Annotated in this window: 20 protein-coding genes; 17 read left to right on the top strand and 3 right to left on the bottom strand. The window is 40.1% G+C overall.

Annotated features, from left to right (window positions below; genetic code table 11):
* The first annotated feature begins 45 nt into the window (after positions 1-45).
* Together AN394_RS06760 and AN394_RS06755 are read left to right on the top strand one after the other, a co-directional pair.
* The gene (locus AN394_RS06760; RefSeq protein ID WP_055021070.1) at positions 46-957 is read left to right on the top strand and encodes a LysR family transcriptional regulator; all 912 of its coding nucleotides are present in this window, start codon (positions 46-48) and stop codon (positions 955-957) included.
* On the top strand, positions 941-1,249 hold the full coding sequence (locus AN394_RS06755; protein ID WP_054562368.1) for an MGMT family protein: 309 nt from the start codon (positions 941-943) through the stop codon (positions 1,247-1,249). Before AN394_RS06760 ends, AN394_RS06755 begins: the two co-directional genes overlap by 17 nt.
* Here the strand turns inward: AN394_RS06755 and AN394_RS06750 are convergent.
* Positions 1,246-1,875 carry a hemolysin III family protein gene (locus AN394_RS06750; protein ID WP_054562367.1) on the bottom strand — a complete coding sequence of 210 codons (630 nt, stop codon included), beginning with the start codon at positions 1,873-1,875 and terminating at the stop codon, positions 1,246-1,248. The genes AN394_RS06755 and AN394_RS06750 overlap by 4 nt on opposite strands.
* A 258-nt stretch (positions 1,876-2,133) precedes the next feature.
* On the opposite strand from AN394_RS06750, the gene AN394_RS06745 reads away from it, so the two are divergent.
* The 15 genes from AN394_RS06745 (at position 2,134) to AN394_RS06675 (ending at position 13,346) form a co-directional block, all read left to right on the top strand.
* Positions 2,134-2,412: a hypothetical protein gene (locus AN394_RS06745; RefSeq protein WP_054562366.1), complete on the top strand. Its 279-nt coding sequence runs from the start codon at positions 2,134-2,136 to the stop codon at positions 2,410-2,412.
* Between the two features lie 220 nt (positions 2,413-2,632).
* On the top strand, positions 2,633-3,211 hold the full coding sequence (locus AN394_RS06740) for an LON peptidase substrate-binding domain-containing protein (protein WP_055021069.1): 579 nt from the start codon (positions 2,633-2,635) through the stop codon (positions 3,209-3,211).
* 62 nt (positions 3,212-3,273) lie between these two features.
* The gene (locus AN394_RS06735; protein WP_054562364.1) at positions 3,274-3,897 is read left to right on the top strand and encodes a sigma-70 family RNA polymerase sigma factor; all 624 of its coding nucleotides are present in this window, start codon (positions 3,274-3,276) and stop codon (positions 3,895-3,897) included.
* The gene (locus tag AN394_RS06730) at positions 3,890-4,540 is read left to right on the top strand and encodes a ChrR family anti-sigma-E factor (protein ID WP_054562363.1); all 651 of its coding nucleotides are present in this window, start codon (positions 3,890-3,892) and stop codon (positions 4,538-4,540) included. The genes AN394_RS06735 and AN394_RS06730 overlap by 8 nt, the downstream gene beginning before the upstream one ends.
* A 10-nt stretch (positions 4,541-4,550) precedes the next feature.
* Complete coding sequence (locus tag AN394_RS06725; protein ID WP_054562362.1) at positions 4,551-5,504, top strand: DUF523 and DUF1722 domain-containing protein; 954 nt, start codon at positions 4,551-4,553, stop codon at positions 5,502-5,504.
* Positions 5,504-6,895 (top strand): deoxyribodipyrimidine photo-lyase, encoded by a 1,392-nt coding sequence (gene phrB / locus AN394_RS06720; protein ID WP_055021068.1) that lies wholly within the window; start codon positions 5,504-5,506, stop codon positions 6,893-6,895. Before AN394_RS06725 ends, phrB begins: the two co-directional genes overlap by 1 nt.
* A 1-nt stretch (position 6,896) precedes the next feature.
* Complete coding sequence (locus AN394_RS06715; RefSeq protein WP_055021067.1) at positions 6,897-7,343, top strand: nuclear transport factor 2 family protein; 447 nt, start codon at positions 6,897-6,899, stop codon at positions 7,341-7,343.
* Complete coding sequence (locus AN394_RS06710; protein WP_054562359.1) at positions 7,343-8,053, top strand: SDR family NAD(P)-dependent oxidoreductase; 711 nt, start codon at positions 7,343-7,345, stop codon at positions 8,051-8,053. Before AN394_RS06715 ends, AN394_RS06710 begins: the two co-directional genes overlap by 1 nt.
* The gene (locus AN394_RS06705; RefSeq protein ID WP_055021066.1) at positions 8,050-9,306 is read left to right on the top strand and encodes an NAD(P)/FAD-dependent oxidoreductase; all 1,257 of its coding nucleotides are present in this window, start codon (positions 8,050-8,052) and stop codon (positions 9,304-9,306) included. Before AN394_RS06710 ends, AN394_RS06705 begins: the two co-directional genes overlap by 4 nt.
* Complete coding sequence (locus tag AN394_RS06700) at positions 9,299-10,048, top strand: DUF1365 domain-containing protein (protein ID WP_055021065.1); 750 nt, start codon at positions 9,299-9,301, stop codon at positions 10,046-10,048. The genes AN394_RS06705 and AN394_RS06700 overlap by 8 nt, the downstream gene beginning before the upstream one ends.
* A gap of 4 nt (positions 10,049-10,052) precedes the next feature.
* On the top strand, positions 10,053-11,315 hold the full coding sequence (locus AN394_RS06695) for a cyclopropane-fatty-acyl-phospholipid synthase family protein (RefSeq protein ID WP_055021064.1): 1,263 nt from the start codon (positions 10,053-10,055) through the stop codon (positions 11,313-11,315).
* Positions 11,293-11,787 (top strand): DUF2878 family protein, encoded by a 495-nt coding sequence (locus AN394_RS06690; RefSeq protein WP_055021063.1) that lies wholly within the window; start codon positions 11,293-11,295, stop codon positions 11,785-11,787. The genes AN394_RS06695 and AN394_RS06690 overlap by 23 nt, the downstream gene beginning before the upstream one ends.
* Before the next feature lie 55 nt (positions 11,788-11,842).
* Positions 11,843-12,340, top strand: coding sequence for a chalcone isomerase family protein (locus AN394_RS06685; RefSeq protein WP_054562354.1), 498 nt, complete (start codon positions 11,843-11,845; stop codon positions 12,338-12,340).
* On the top strand, positions 12,333-12,866 hold the full coding sequence (locus AN394_RS06680; protein ID WP_054562353.1) for a DUF3833 domain-containing protein: 534 nt from the start codon (positions 12,333-12,335) through the stop codon (positions 12,864-12,866). Before AN394_RS06685 ends, AN394_RS06680 begins: the two co-directional genes overlap by 8 nt.
* Positions 12,867-13,070: 204 nt before the next feature.
* A complete protein-coding gene (locus AN394_RS06675; RefSeq protein WP_004586404.1) occupies positions 13,071-13,346 on the top strand; it encodes an HU family DNA-binding protein in 276 nt (91 codons plus the stop codon).
* Between the two features lie 82 nt (positions 13,347-13,428).
* Here the strand turns inward: AN394_RS06675 and ilvN are convergent, their stop codons facing one another.
* Both ilvN and AN394_RS06665 read right to left on the bottom strand, forming a co-directional pair.
* Positions 13,429-13,926, bottom strand: coding sequence for an acetolactate synthase small subunit (ilvN, locus tag AN394_RS06670; protein WP_054551998.1), 498 nt, complete (start codon positions 13,924-13,926; stop codon positions 13,429-13,431).
* Positions 13,926-15,650, bottom strand: coding sequence for an acetolactate synthase 3 large subunit (locus AN394_RS06665; protein WP_055021062.1), 1,725 nt, complete (start codon positions 15,648-15,650; stop codon positions 13,926-13,928). The genes ilvN and AN394_RS06665 overlap by 1 nt, the downstream gene beginning before the upstream one ends.
* Positions 15,651-16,578 lie beyond the last annotated feature (928 nt).

Raw genomic sequence — 16,578 nt, 5'->3', positions numbered from 1 at the left:
AAATTTTAGAAACAGCATAAATTTTATTTATATAGTTTGCCATTAATGAATTTAAATCAATTAATCATTCTAGATGCTATTGTGCAAAGCTCTAGTTTGAGCCAAGCCGCACTTAAATTGCATAAGACTCAACCAGCGCTCACGTTAGCTATTAAGAAGCTAGAATCAGAGCTAGGGTTTGAGTTACTAGACCGAAGCCAATACAGGTTACATTTAACTGAGAAGGGCCGTATTTTTTATCGTGAGGCCAAGCAATTACTTAATGCAAACAGTGAGTTAAGCTCACTTGCTAAAGAGCTGGCACTAGGTAATGAAGCCAATTATAAAATTTGTTACGAGCAACTTTGCCATCAAAATAGTTATAACCAAGTGATCAGCCAAACCTTCAAACGTTTTGCTAGTACTGAGTTTAGTATTTCTTCAGGTAAGCGCTTTGTATCTCTAGAGCAGGTTAATAGTCATCAGGCTGATTTAGGAATTGGCCCTTGGTTTGATTTGTTTCATGCAACAGGGGATCTCGAAAGTTTACCGATTGGTAAATTTGATATAGGTATAGTTAGCGCGCCTGATGTAGTGCCCAGTGAAATCAGTTTTGCAGATATTCAAAATTACCCGTGTTTAGCCATGTTTGAAAGTGACTTGAGTTTTGACAGTGATAGGCTTTCTTATACGCTAGGCTCTGCGTTAATGAAAATTGACGATATAACCAGTGTTAAGTCGTTTTTGCTCTCTGGTGCGGGCTGGGCAATGATCAGTTTGCAACATTGCCAAGCGGAAATTGACGCTGGTTTATTACAACAAATTAAAATTATCGATCGTGAACACCAGTTTGGTGCAGAAATTCGTGTATTTCGACAGCACTCGGTTCATCATGGCCCTGTTGCAAGAGCCATTTGGCAGGATTTTAGCGAGGTCAGTAAACAGTATTTGGAGTCGAGTCGTGCAGCAGGCAACTAAAGAAGATTTAATTTATACCATTATTTGTGCCATTCCTGAGGGGAAAGTTGCCAGTTATGGGCAAGTAGCAAAGCTTGCGGGATATCCTAATAACTCAAGGTTAGTGGGGCGGTTATTAAAAGTGATGCCCGAGGGCTCAAGCATTCCATGGCATCGGGTGGTTAATAGCCAAGGTAAAATATCGTTTCCAGAAGGCAGCAATAAACACCTTGAGCAACGACAAAAACTACTCAGTGAAGGTGTTACTTTTAATAAGGCTAAAATTAATATGCGCCTGCATCAATGGGACTAATAAACATACAAACTAATTGATAAGTAGTGACAAACACATCCAACTAGCACAAATACATGCCAAATTGCATGGCTGTAATGGCGGGTTTTAGCGCTGTAAAACACAGTGCCTAAACTGTAGGCAATCCCGCCAGCTAGCAGCCACCATAAAGCGCTTAAATCAAGGTTCAAATAAAGTGGATAAACAAGTGCTAATGCAAACCAGCCCATTAATAAATAGGTAGCGAGTGAGACCTTTTTATTCGTGTTTTTGACCAGTAATTTATATGCAACACCACCAAGCGCTAAAGTCCAAATAAACACCAAAGCAGCAATTGCCCAAGCCCCAGATAACGAAATAACCAAATAAGGCGTGTAGGTACCTGCAATAAGCAAGTAAATCGCACAGTGGTCACATTTTTTATAAATGGCTCGTATACGCTCTCTGGTACTGGCGTGATATAAGGTCGAGGCTAAAAATAATACCAGTAGGCTTGAGCCATACACGATGGCACTTACCGTAGCTGACACAGCTTTAGATTGTGAAACTAAGTCCCACAGTACATATACCGCAAACAGGACTCCCATGCCGTGAGTAAGCACGTTAAGTTGTTCTTCTTGGCGTGAATAAGGGAGTTGCTCTGTCATATCTATCTACTAAAAATGAGTGAATAAAACAGTTTCAGTGTACAAGTGTGCGCTGAAATTTACAATGCTTATTTTTTCACTAAATGTTGGTCAAAACATTTAAATACATTGGTTTTATTAACCAACCCTGAATAAGGTTAAAAAACCAATCAATAATTTAAACATTAAAAATCAATAATTTAAAATTTATTTTCAGGGTGGCACAACCTTTGATTAAGTAATTACGACTAATTACTTAAAGAGACAAGGAATACCACTATGAATAACTCACTTAAATTAACTACTGCTGCGTTACTTGTATTAGGGTCAACTCAAGCAAGTGCTACTGACTTTGAATTAGATATCAGCAACACAATTACACAATCTGTTAAAAGCTATGTTCAACAAGCGAGTAACGAGCTGAAGGAAAGCGTAATGAACAGCATTGAGTTTGATGCTCAAAAGTTACTAGATACTTACATGAGTGAAGATGCAATTGCTTCGAAAGAAGAAGAGTTAAAAGTTGCTCAAGCTCCTAAAGCAACAAACAAGCAGTAAGGAAACAAGACAATGAGTAGTGAAATCAGCTTATTTTTACTTATGGTTGCACCGGTTTTGAGTTTACTCAGTGCATATGCATCTATCGAATTATTTCGTAACGTTGCACAATGGTTCAACTTCTAAGGTACAAAGTAGATATTAAGATTTCATGAAATATTGATCGGCGGATTAAAAGCGCACGTAATTAAAGGCATGTGGTTTTAGAATAGTAGACTTTATGAAGCGTGCGATTTTTCCTTTACCGGTTTTTATTTTACCTGAAGGGTTCACCAAGCTAAGAATTTTTGAGCAGCGTTACTTAACGATGGTCAAAGAAGCTGTACAAGATAACACTGGTTTTGTGCTGTGCACCTACCAACACGATACAGATCTTAACTTGCCCGAAATTGGTTGTTTAGTGCAAATAACCGACTTCAATCAAGATGATAATGGTCAATTATTAATTGATGTTTATGCTGAGCATGCAGTGTCTATGCATAACGCTTTTCAGGATAAGCAGCAACTTCGACATGCTGACATCGAAATAATTACGTCACCTTCATGGTACGTAAGCACGCCAATTAATGACGAAAACACTTTATTGAGTGACACACTTCGTGCTGTATTTGCAAATCAGCCGGATTTAGCAGGCCTATATAAAGCCCCACAATTCGATAACCTTGCATGGGTTGTTGCCCGTTGGCTTGAAATTTTGCCAATATCGTTAGTTAAAAAACAACAACTTGCTTATAAATCTAACTTTGAAAACTTGCTAAGTTTCCTCCATACTCTAATCAACAACGAATTTACTGATTAATGTGATCTAACATCAACTATTTGCCGTATTACTTTAAACGACAATAATTGGATGACATAAAGATGGTAAGTCAACAACTTCAAACAGGTTGTAAACCTAACACAGGTCAATACTCTGCCATGCCAGATACTCCAAGCAAAGAGCTTGCTGATGCTTTATTTGCTGTTGCTGAGCACCGTGATAAACGTGCGTTTGCAATACTTTTCCAATATTTCTCACCAAAAATTAAACGTTTTGGAATAAAGCAGTTCGGTTCTGAAGCACAAGCGATGGAATTAGTTCAAGAAACACTAACCTCAGTTTGGCGTAAAGCACACCTTTACCACAAAGAAAAAGGTGCAGCGACAACTTGGGTATACACAGTAATGCGTAATGCCTCTTTCGATATGCTAAGAAAAATGAAGAGCAGCAAAGAAGAGTGCATTAGTGAAGATATCTGGCCATTGATAGATGAAGCCGAGCCGGGCCAGCACGAATTCAGTGACCACTTAGAAGATAAACAGATCAAACAGTACCTTGATAAACTACCGCTTGCGCAACGTGAAGTTGTGCGCGGGGTGTACTTTCAAGATATGTCGCAAGAGCAGCTTGCTGAACATTTAAATATTCCCGTAGGCACAGTGAAATCTCGTCTTCGCTTAGCCTTGCAGAAGTTACGCAATGAAATGGGAGATCACCATGATTAAGCACCATCCTAGCAACGAATTGCTTGCCAAGTTCAGTGAAGGTAATCTACCTGCCACTTTGAGTGTTGCAGTCGCTATTCATGTTGAAATGTGCCCTGTGTGTCAAAACGAACTCGCTGCGCTTGAAGCGAAAAATGCTGATAATGTTTTTACTGAATCAGCTACCGACTTGGATGATATGTTCGATAAAACACTTTTTGATGCCATCACCGCTGATGAATCAATTGATGAAGTGTACGAGCAAGAACAGGTGTCAGTTGATGTTAAAGATAAAACCTACACTTTACCTAGAGCACTTACACGCATTGGCCACAGCAATTTTATGCAAATAGGCAAACTTGCCCGCTCTCGTATTGATTTAGAAGATGGCCCATTACGAGCAAGCCTGCTTCATATTGATGCGGGTGGTGAAATACCTGAGCACACTCATACTGGATTTGAGCTCACTTTATTATTAGATGGGGAGTTTAGTGATGAAGACGGACACTATGTACCGGGTGACTTTATGATGTTAGATGGTCGTCACAATCACACACCTAAAACGATTGAAGGGTGCTTGTGCTTTACAGTTGTTAGTAGTGCCCTACACTTCAATAAAGGTATTAGTAAATTACTGAACCCAATTGGTAATCTTATCTATTAGTAGAGTTTATATGCAGCAATCGACAATTAAAATTGGTTTAAGCGCCTGCTTAGCAGGCGACAAAGTTCGCTTTGACAGCGGGCACAAAAAATCTAATTTTTGCATGGATGAGTTGGCTAACCATGTTGAGTATAAAAAGTTTTGTCCTGAAGTAGCGGTAGGCCTGCCAATCCCTCGACCAACTATTCGTCAAGTGCGTGTTGGCGATACTATTAAAGTGTGTCGCCCAGATGGCACTGGCGATGTTGGCCCTAAATTAACAGAATACGGTAAACGTGTTGCGACAGAGCAAACTGCAGATTTAAGCGGCTTTGTATTTTGTGCCAAAAGCCCAAGTTGCGGAATGGAACGTATTAAAATTTATAACGAAGCGGGAACGGGCAATACCTCAGAAGGTATCGGCTTTTTTGCAGAGCAAATAATGGCACATAACCCATTGTTACCTTGCGAAGAAAACGGTCGTTTAAATGATATGCACCTTCGCGAAAACTTTGTAATGCGTGTTTATACCTATAAGCACTGGCAAACATTAAGCGAACAACCACTCACAGTACATAGATTGACTCAGTTTCATGCCCAATATAAGTACTTATTGATGGCTCATAACTACGAAGCTTACCGTAGCTTAGGAAATCTGCTTGGCACTTTTGATGGCGAAGATATCCAAACTTTGGCTGATGAATATATTTTGGGGTTAATGACAGCCCTTAAAAAACCAGCTTCACGTAAAAATAACGCTAATACATTAATGCACTTGCAAGGTTATTTTAAAAAATCGCTTTCTAAGATTGAAAAGCAAGAACTACGTGATGCCATCGATGAATATCGCCAAGGGTTAGTGCCACTTTACGTACCTCTTACGTTAATTAAGCATCATTTAAAAGTGCACCCAAACGAGTATCTTGCTAAGCAAGTGTATCTTGACCCCTATCCGAACGAATTAAAACTACGCTACGGAATTTAATGAATACATTATTTTGGTTTAGGCGCGATCTGCGCCTTTTTAATAACGACGCTTTGTATCAGGCAATCGAAAATGGTTGCAGAAATGCGGTATTTTTTATTACTGAAAAGCAATGGCAAAAGCATGATGTGGCTGATATTCAGCTAGATTTATTAAAGCGTAGGCTTAGCTTCTTGGGGAAGCTTTTAGCAAGTAAAGGTATTGAATTACATATTATTGATGCAGCTGATTACGCCGGTTGTGTTGAAAAATTAGCGTCATTTTGCGAGCAACACCAAGTAAAAAATGTATACGCTAACAACGAATATGAGCTTAATGAAGTAAACCGAGATAATGCCTTTTTACAGTACGCTGATAGTAAAGGGATTGCTTTTTGCGCATACGACGGCGATGTAATTGCGCCGCCAGGGAGTATCAAGAATCAAAGCGGCGAAATGTTTAAAGTATTCACGCCATTTAAAAATGCATGGCTAAAAGTTTATCAAGACACCCACTTTTATTTTGCTGAGCCGCCAGAGATGTTCGAGCCCATTGAGTGGCAGCCAAGTGAGTTATTAGTCTCAGACGGCAACTCAGAAAAGTGGCCTGTCGATGATGAAACGCTCAGCCACGTTTGCGCGCGCTTTATTGAAGAGAAGCTAGCAACATATCAAGACCAGCGTGATATCCCAAGCATTAAAGGCACTTCAGGTTTAAGCCCTTACTTAGCACTTGGCATTATTAGCGTTCATCAACTATTGGCACTGATCCAGCAGCGCCACCCAGATGTACTACGAAGTAGTAAAAGTAACTTGTTTTGTTGGGTTAACGAACTGATTTGGCGTGAGTTTTACCGTCATCTTATCGCTATCTATCCAAATCTAAATAAATACGATAACTTTAATGAGAAATACAACGCCGTGAAGTGGCGTGATGATGAAAGCGACTTTAAAGCATGGTGCGAAGGTAAAACAGGCTACCCGTTAGTCGATGCAGCAATGAGGCAGCTACTGCAAACTGGCTGGATGCATAACCGTTTACGCATGGTGGTCGCGAGCTTTTTAACTAAGCACTTATTAATTGATTGGCGTAAAGGCGAACGCTTTTTTATGCAGCATCTCATAGACGGCGACCTTGCATCTAACAACGGTGGCTGGCAATGGGCTGCAAGTACGGGGTGTGATGCTCAGCCGTATTTTCGAATTTTTAATCCTATCACCCAAAGCGAGCGATTTGATCCAGATGGTGAATTTATCCGTAAATATTTACCAGAGCTGGAAAAAATACCTGCTAAACAAATCCATTTTCCGCATGATTATTTAGCGAAACAGGGTAAGTCGAGCAGTTATTGGCCAGCAATTGTTGATCATAAAGCCGCGCGAGAGCGAGCGCTAAACGCATTTAAGGTGTGACATGGACAAGGCGATCCTTGATAGGTTTATTGATGTTTATCAATCACTCAATAAAGACAATTTACAGTTACTGGATGAAATTTATCACCCAGATATTCAGTTTGCAGATCCCTTGCATGCGGTAAATGGTCTTGGGGATCTGCGTGACTATTTCAAAAACCTCTACGCCAATGTGCTTTCTTGCGAATTTGCTATCGAAGACAGCTATGTTACTGAAAATATTCAGAGCAAAGACCACACTGCGTTTATCTATTGGACCATGTATTATCGCCATCCAAAGCTAAACAAAGGCAAAGCAATCTCGGTTGCGGGTCATAGCTGTTTAAAATTTGCTAGCAATAAAATAATTAATCACCGCGATTATTTTGATGTAGGCGCTATGCTTTATAGGCATATTCCAGTGCTTGGCTCGGCTGTGAAATACATCGATAAAAGAGCGAGTGCATAATGACGACATTAATTACAGGTGCTACCTCAGGTATTGGCGAGTCATTAGCAAAGCTTTATGCAGACAATAATGAACAGGTCATTGCATGCGGTAGAAATACAGAAAAGCTTGCTAAATTGAGCCAGCATCAAAATATAGAGTCTTGCCAGTTTGACGCAACCGACCTTCAAGATATTCGTTCGAGCACAGTGGCTTATACACAATTTGACCGGGTTATTCTCAATGCTGGCAATTGTGAATACATTGATGATGCTCGCAATTTTGACAGCAGTTTGTTTGAGCGGGTGATCACGACCAACTTGCTCAGTATGGGCTATTGCCTGGAGGCGTTATTACCAAAAATAAAGCCCGGTGGTCAGCTTGTAATCGTAAGCTCTAGTGTGACTTATTTACCGTTACCACGCAGCCAAGCATATGGTGCGTCTAAAGCCGGTGTAAGTTATTTAGCCAATAGCTTGGCGGTTGATTTAAAAGATATCGATGTCACTTTAGTTCACCCAGGTTTTGTTAAAACGCCGCTTACAGACAAAAATGACTTTCCAATGCCAATGGCGGTGAGTGCAGAAAAAGCGGCAAATTATATTTATAAAGGGGTCGCGAAAAGGCGCAAAGAAGTGCACTTTCCGCACCGTTTTACCTTCATTTTAAAATTTTTAAGAATGCTTCCTACGCCACTTTGGCTGAAGCTTGCAAAAGGATTATCACGTTGAAAAAAGTGGCTGTTATTGGATCTGGCATAGCGGGTTTAAGCTGTGCGCACCTATTGCATAAACACTACGATGTAACCGTATTTGAGAAAAACGACTACATAGGTGGCCATACTGCAACCATAGACGTAAAAGTTGATGGCGTTGAGTACGCTGTTGATACAGGCTTTATTGTCTTTAACGACCGAACTTACCCATATTTTGAAAAACTACTTAAGCGCTTGGGTGTTGAGCGTCAGAAAACCCAAATGAGCTTTAGTGTGCATAACGAACAAACCGGCTTTGAATATAACGGCCATACTTTTTGGAGTTTGTTCGCACAAAAGCGCAATATCTTTCGCCCTAAATTCTGGAAACTTTTAAAAGACATTGTGCGCTTTAATGATGTGTGTAAATCATTACATGCTGAAAAAAATTATAAAGCAAATCAAACTCTAGGCGAGTTTTTAGACGAGCATGACTTTAACGAGTTCTTTCGTTTTCATTATATCTTGCCGATGGGCGCTGCTATTTGGTCTACAAGCATTAAAGAGATGGCACAAGTTGGCGTAGAGTTTTTTGTTAAGTTTTTTTATAACCACGGTTTGTTGGATATCACTAATCGCCCGCAGTGGTATGTTATTCCGGGTGGCTCTCGCGAATACATTAAACCTATGATCCAAGGTTTTGCTGATAAAATTCGTTTAAATAGTAATATCAGCTCGGTATCTCGAAAAGATGATAGTGTGCATGTCCATTTCGATGATGGTCACAGTGAATCATTCGATAAAGTTGTGTTTGCTTGCCACTCAGATCAAGCATTAAAACTGTTATTAGATCCGACTGAAGACGAAAAAAGTGTTCTCTCAGCGATACCTTATACGGCTAATTCAGTGGTACTACACACCGATACTACACTGCTACCAAAACGCAAAGCCGCATGGGCGAGCTGGAATTATCTGTTAAATAACAACACAGACAAAGCCGCAGTGGTGACTTATCAGATGAATATTCTGCAAGGCATTAAGAGCGACACGCAATTTTGTGTCACGCTTAACCACCTTGATGGCATTAATAAAGATAAAATTTTACGCGAGTTTACCTATCATCACCCGGTATTTAATAAGCAGTCGATTGCCGCTCAGCAGCAAAAGTCTCTTATTGACGGTAAAAATAACAGCTATTTTTGCGGAGCGTACTGGTACAACGGCTTCCACGAAGACGGTGTAAGAAGTGCTGTAAATGTGGCAAAGCAACTCGGAGTCGAGTTTGAATAGCGCCATATATGTAGGTGATGTTCGCCACAGGCGCTTTGCCGTCAAAGAGCATCACTTTAAGTACCCGCTTTATATGATGTGGGTTGATTTAGCTAAGCCTGACGAGCTTAATGGAGTTCATCCTTGGCTTGGCTTAAGTGGCTTTAAGGCACTTAAATTTAGTCAGAGCGACTATTTTAATTATCAAACCGATATGCAGTTGCCACTCAAGCAGCGTGCACTTAACAAAATTAAAGAGCTTGGCATTGACGATGAATTTACCCATGTTTTTATGCTCGGACAGGTGCGCTGTTTAGGAATTTATTTTAGCCCGGTTAATTTTTTCTTCTTTCAAACTGGTCATGGCGATTTCACTCACATGCTTGCTGAAGTGAGCAATACGCCTTGGAATGAGCGTCATTATTATGTCGTACCCCTTGAAAAAAAAGTGAACTTTAAAAAGGTTTTCTCCGTATCACCTTTCATGAACTTAGATATGAACTATCATTGGCATATTAGAATGAATTCTGATAACACCATGATTCATATTGAAAATAAAAAAGACGACACTCTTTTGTTTGATGCAACCCTGCGTTTGCAAAAGCAGCCTCTCACGAAAGAGCAGGTTAGCGCCGTGCTTAAACAGTTTCCGGCTATGACGTTAAGTATTTTTAAAGGTATTTACCTTCATGCTTTGAAGTTGTTTTGCAAACGTGTGCCATTTATTGGCCACTCGGGCAAACAAGAGAATTCAACTAGGTGATGTGATGGAAAAAGTATCAAATTTAACACAAGCCCAAACGACCGGCTGGATGACAAAGCTTTATAAAAAACTGGTAATAGGTGCATTCAATAGTATCAACGTTGGTTGCATTACCCTTAAAGAGGGTAACCACAAAGAGCAATTCGGTGACATTACAAGTGATTTACACGCAACGGTCACGGTAAATGATGCTGCTATGTATAAGTCATTTGCGTTATCTGGCAGTGTGGGGGCCGGAGAGGCTTATATTCTTGGCTATTGGGATTGTGACAACCTCACTAAACTTATTGAAATATTTGCCCTTAATCAAGATCAGCTAGATGCATTCGAGAAAAAATTCGCCTTTTTGAGTGGCATTGTGCACCGAGTTAATCACATTAAAAATAAAAACTCAGCAAGCGGTTCAAAAAAGAACATTGCGGCGCACTATGATTTAGGCAACGACTTATATAGTGCATTTCTAAGTGACGAAATGTTGTATTCATGTGCTGTTTACCCTTCAAAACAAGCTAGCCTTGAACAGGCCCAAGAGCACAAACTAGCATTGATTTGTGAGCAGGTTGATTTACAACCAGGTGATTCGGTGATTGAGATTGGCACAGGGTGGGGCGCCTTTGCGATTTATGCAGCAACACATTTTGATTGCCATGTAACAACGACCACCATTTCTGATGAGCAATATGCCTATGTTGAACAAAAGGTTAAAGAGCTTAACCTTGACCATAAAATTACTTTATTAAAGCACGATTACCGCCTCTTAGAGGGCAAGTACGATAAGCTTGTATCAATCGAAATGATTGAAGCTGTCGGTCATGAGTATTTGCCTGGCTTTTTTGCAAAATGTCAGTCTTTACTAAAAGACAGTGGTGCCATGCTTATTCAAGCAATCACCATAGCTGATCAGCGTTACAGCCACTACCTTAAAAATTCCGATTTCATTCAGCAGTACATCTTCCCGGGTGGTTGTTTGCCTTGCTTAGACGAAATGAATAAGCAAATAAAGCAGCAAACAGACATGGTTGTGCATAGTGTAAAAGATATTGGTGTTCACTATGCAAGAACACTGGCTGATTGGCGCGAGCGCTTTGTCGCTAGCTGGCCTGAAATAGATAAAGTCAAATTTGACCAGCGATTCTATCGTTTATGGTTATTTTATTTAGCTTACTGTGAAGGTGCGTTTAGAACCCGTGCTATCAGTACAGTTCATTTAGTTGCCCGTAAACCTCGTTTTGGCCATTCTGGCGATGATATCGCGCTCGATTATTAATTTTGCTTTGTTTCAAGGAGTCTGGTTTATGGCCTTACTCCTTGAGCATAACTCTCTGATACCCGCTTTAGCTGTTGTCGCTTTGATGATTTACCTATCAAAGCAACGCCAGCAAGATAGTTGGCTACTATTATGTGGCTTGCCTCTCGCACTGGGCTATGAATGGCTTGCCAGCAGCTTAAACTTACTTGCCTTTAAAGTTAGCCCCTTTCCCTTATGGCTTGCTGTACTTTGGGCTGCACTACTTTTAACCATTAATACTTCGATGCAGTTTTTACAAAAGCTGCCTTGGTATATTGCTTGGGGAGTTTGCGCGTTATTTGCTCCTGCTAGTTACTACGCTGGAATGCGCTTTGGAGTGCTTAATACTGAGCTCGTTCTGTGGCAGTTTTGGCTCGTTTATGGTTTGGGTTGGGCAAGTATGTTTATGGCTATAATCGCTATTAATAGGCGATTTTTAGCGGCTAAATGATCAGTTTTAGGTGGTTTTTCGTAGTGTTTGATAACACAACTTTAAGGATTATTTGATGAAACAGTCACTTAATTTAAGTTTATTTGCTGCGTTATTGTTCTCTGCGGGAGTGTATGCAAATGGCTTTAAAACGGTGGGCCAAGCGAAAATGGAGTATCTGTTTTGGGATGTTTATAACGCTAAATTAGAGACTCCATCGGGCTCGTATCAGTTTGGCCAACACCCCAGCAAACTTACACTTACTTATTTGCGGGATTTTGATGCGAAAGACATCGTCAAAGCAACCAACGAGCAATGGCAACATTTAAAGCTCAATGACATGGTAGGTGTTTATGACAAACAGTTACTAGCCCTTTGGCCTGATATCAAAAAAAACGATTCGTTGTCGTTTCAAACAAACGAACAAGGAATTGGTACTTTTTACTTTAATGACAAAGAGCTAGGGCAAATCGATGATAAAAGATTCGCTGACAACTTCTTAGCAATTTGGTTAAGCGCCGACACGTCTGAACCATCACTTCGTAAACAGCTTATTGGAGGGAAACATGATTAAGCTCAAAGCACTCTTTATTTTCGCTATGGTACTGTTAATTACCAGCTGCTCTGCGCCAGATGTTGATTATTATCAAGGTACAGAGCCTAAGTTTGACTTTAAGCAGTTTTTTAGTGGTGAGCTCAAAGCCTACGGCGTTGTGCAAGACCACAAGGGCGAGTTAACACGTAAGCTGGTTGTAGACATGCAAGCATCTTGGAATGGCAATCAGGGAGTGATTGACGAGCAATTTGTTTATGATGATGGCGAAACGCAAACCCGTGTTTGGTACATCACCATTAATGATGATGGCAGTATCACAGGGACAGCATCAGATGTGATTGGCGAAGCAAAGGGTGAGAGCAATGGAAGCGTGTTCCATTGGACATATTCTGTCGAGCTTCCATATGATGGTAGTACTTTAGTGGTAAATTTCGATGATTGGATGTACTTGGTAACACAATCACGCTTGATAAACCGTACCGCTATTGATAAGTTTGGCTTTGAGGTCGGGGAAGTTACCTTGGTTATCGAGAAAATTGAATGATGGTTTAGCTATCATAAAATTTTGTGATGGAAGTTAAATTAAGTCTTTATTAATACTGATGTCACTAACCTTGTGATTGATAGTTAAATAGTAGTCATTTTTGAATAAATTACGTAAAAATAGCAATTTGCTGTTGCTAACTTCTCAAAAATGCATAAAGATAGGTTTTGCGAAGGCAAAATAATAACGAATAGGAATCTAACAATGAATAAAGCTCAATTAGTTGAAAAAATTGCTACTGATGCAGAAATCTCAAAAGCGGCAGCAACTCGTGCACTAGATGCATTCACTGGCGCAGTTACTAGCTCTCTTAAAGAAGGTAACTCAGTAGCATTAGTTGGTTTCGGTACTTTCTCAGTAAAAGAGCGCGCAGCGCGTACTGGCCGTAACCCACAAACTGGTGCAGAAATCCAAATCGCAGCAGCAACTATCCCAAGCTTTAAAGCGGGTAAAGGTCTTAAAGACCAAGTTAATCCTTAATAGGGTAACTTACTAATTATTGAAAAAAGGGCTTATAGCCCTTTTTTTGTAACTGGCGTTTTGTTGCGATAGCGAAAAAGGCTTATGCCTTTAACGCTTTATCACCACGACCAATACCAACCGCGCCTGAACGTACAACTTCAATAATGTCTGATTCATGACGCAGGGTATCAAGGAAAGATTCAATCTTTTCTGTGCTCGCTACAAGTTGTAGTGTGTAGCTGTGGCGCCCCATATCTAAAATAGCACCTTGGAACACATCAGCAACACGCGTTACTGCTGCTCGAGTGGTTTCATCTTGGGCAAAAACTTTCACTAATAACAGCTCACGCTCGATATGTGCCATTTCGGTTAAGTCAATAATCTTTAGAACATCTACAAGCTTGTTCACTTGTTTGGTGATTTGCTCAACGATGCGATCATCACCCATGGTTGTAATGGTAATACGCGAAAGAGAATGATCGTCAGTTGTGCCAACAGTCAGACTATCGATGTTGTAAGCACGCTGTGAAAATAAGCCTACAATGCGCGATAACGAGCCAGGTTCGTTTTCTAATAAGATTGATAAAATACGGCGCATTATGCTTTTACTCCTTTACGTAACCACATATCATCGACTGCCCCTAGCTTGATTTGCATAGGGTAAACATGTTCTTTTTCATCTACACAGATATCTAAAAATACCAGTCTGTCGTTAATAGACATGGCTTTTTCAATAGCAGGTTGAAGCTCATCAATATGATCAACGCGAATACCTACGTGGCCATAGCTCTCTACTAATTTTACGAAATCAGGAAGTGATTCCATGTAAGAAGATGAGTGACGACCTGAATACATCATATCTTGCCATTGACGTACCATGCCCAGTGAGCGGTTATTCAACGACACAACTTTCACAGCTAAATTGTATTGTAAACATGTTGATAGCTCTTGAATGTTCATTTGGATAGAACCATCACCCGTTACACAGATAGATTCTTTTTCAGGGAAGGCAAGCTTAACGCCCATTGCTGCAGGTAATCCAAAGCCCATGGTGCCTAAGCCACCAGAGTTGATCCATTGGCGAGGGTGTTTAAACGGATAATACTGAGCTGCAAACATTTGATGCTGACCTACATCAGAGCTAATGTAAGCATCTCCATCGGTTGCTTTGTAAATTGCTTCGATAACGGCTTGTGGTTTGATTTTATCGCCATCAGTGCTGTAGCTTAGGCATTTTTGTTCACGCCAGCTAATAATTTGACGCCACCAGTCTTCTTGTGCCGAACGATCAATTGAAATAGGGCTCTTATCAATCGCCGTTTGTAACTGCTCAAGCACTGTTTTCAAGCAGCCAACAACCGGGATGTGCGCTTTAATTGTTTTAGAAATAGAGGTTGGGTCAACATCAACATGAACAATCGTGGCATTAGGGCAGAATTTTTTAACGTTATTCGTTACCCGATCATCGAATCGAGCGCCTAAAGCCAAAATAACATCTGCATTTGCCATGGCTTTATTTGCCTCAAGGCTGCCATGCATACCTAACATACCAATAAAGTTAGGGTGAGTACCGCTGATACCACCTAGGCCCATTAAGGTGTTAGTGATTGGCGCATTTAATGATTCAACCAAGTGAGTTAGTTGCTCAGAGGTATTTGATAGAATAATGCCGCCACCTGAGTAAATAACCAGTTTTTTAGCTTCTAAAATTGCGCTAACTGCTTTGCGAATTTGTTTTGAGTGGCCTTTAGTGTTCGGGTTATAAGTTCGAAGCTCAGTTGTTTTTGGAAATTCGAATGGAAACTTTAGCTCAGGGTTAAGCATATCTTTAGGTAATTCAACCACAACCGGGCCAGGGCGGCCTGTGCTGGCTAAGTAGAATGCTTTAGCTAAGATTGTTGGAATATCTTTTGCGCTACGACAGTTATAGCTGTGCTTTACGATAGGGCGGGAACAACCAACAATATCAGTTTCTTGGAATGCATCATCACCAATTAAACCAGTAGGAACTTGGCCAGATAACACCACCATTGGGATAGAATCCATGTACGCTGTCGCGATACCTGTGACACAGTTTGTAGCGCCAGGGCCAGAAGTGGCTAGCACCACACCGACTTCACCAGTAGCCCGGGCATAACCATCAGCCATATGAGTTGCGGCTTGTTCGTGACGTACTAAGATATGTTCAATATCTTCTTGTTGAAATAACGCGTCATATAAATCAAGAACAGACCCGCCAGGGTAGCCAAAAATATACTTAACATTCAATTCTTTAAGTGCCCGAACAACTAGTTCGGATCCATTATATTCAGTTGTACTCATCCTCATTCCTCTGTGTGTGCAAGCATAAATGCATAAAAAAACCCCCGCATATGGCGGGGGTTTTTTAAAAAGCGTGCTTTCACCTTTTAATAGCCTCCCGCTGGGCTTGTAACTAAGACCAGTACGAGAACGTTGACGACTAAAAGGTGACGGCGAATATTCATTATTTTTTAATTTTCTTCTAAAAAATGCACAGCCGACTAGATGGCTGCTGTTTAAAAAATGTTAGGAGTATTTTTAAGCGTTTTGGAAACTGATGTCAACCGCAAATGTGGCTTTTTGCATTAATTTTTCAGTATTTAAGTTTTTTGATATTTTTGTTGCACCCACATGCTTAATTGTTATTGTTTTTGGGTGGAACTATGCATTGAATTGTTCGTGTGGCAAATTGCTAACTATACCAATAGATAATGCATTTACGTTACTGCCTTGCATAACTTAGCTACTATCAGAATAGGTTTCTTTTTATAAATAGACACCCACTTTAACACCTCGCTACCATAAGGTTTGGTTAATTTTAAAAAGACAGCCAACTTAAATATTTAACCAGACACCCAACTTATTTTTAATAAGAATCAGCTAAAGATAGATGTGAATTATTCAGAACAAGTTGAATTGCTATAAAAATAGTGATTTTTCATTGTCATTAATTAAATTTCAGTCTTATGTGCTGAGTTATTTTTTTAGTTTTACACACTGGTCAGTGCTAGTTGCAATAGTTGTTATGCTTCTAGAATTAAAAGGATTGGATTTGTAAAATTGATTTCTAGTGTCGAATGTGTAACTAAGTAAATAAGGCTAAGCTATTAGCTATAGAGCTTTTTCGTTTTCGCTTCATGTGATTTGTATAAGCTGTGATTGCTTGTTCTTTACCTGCAGTATTTTTAAATGAGCGAGTAAAGGAAGTAGTAAGTGTGAGCCAGTTTTC

The organism is Pseudoalteromonas sp. P1-26 (genome assembly GCF_001401795.1).
Classification (GTDB): Bacteria; Pseudomonadota; Gammaproteobacteria; order Enterobacterales; family Alteromonadaceae; genus Pseudoalteromonas.
This window is presented reverse-complemented; position numbering and strand designations above follow the sequence as displayed.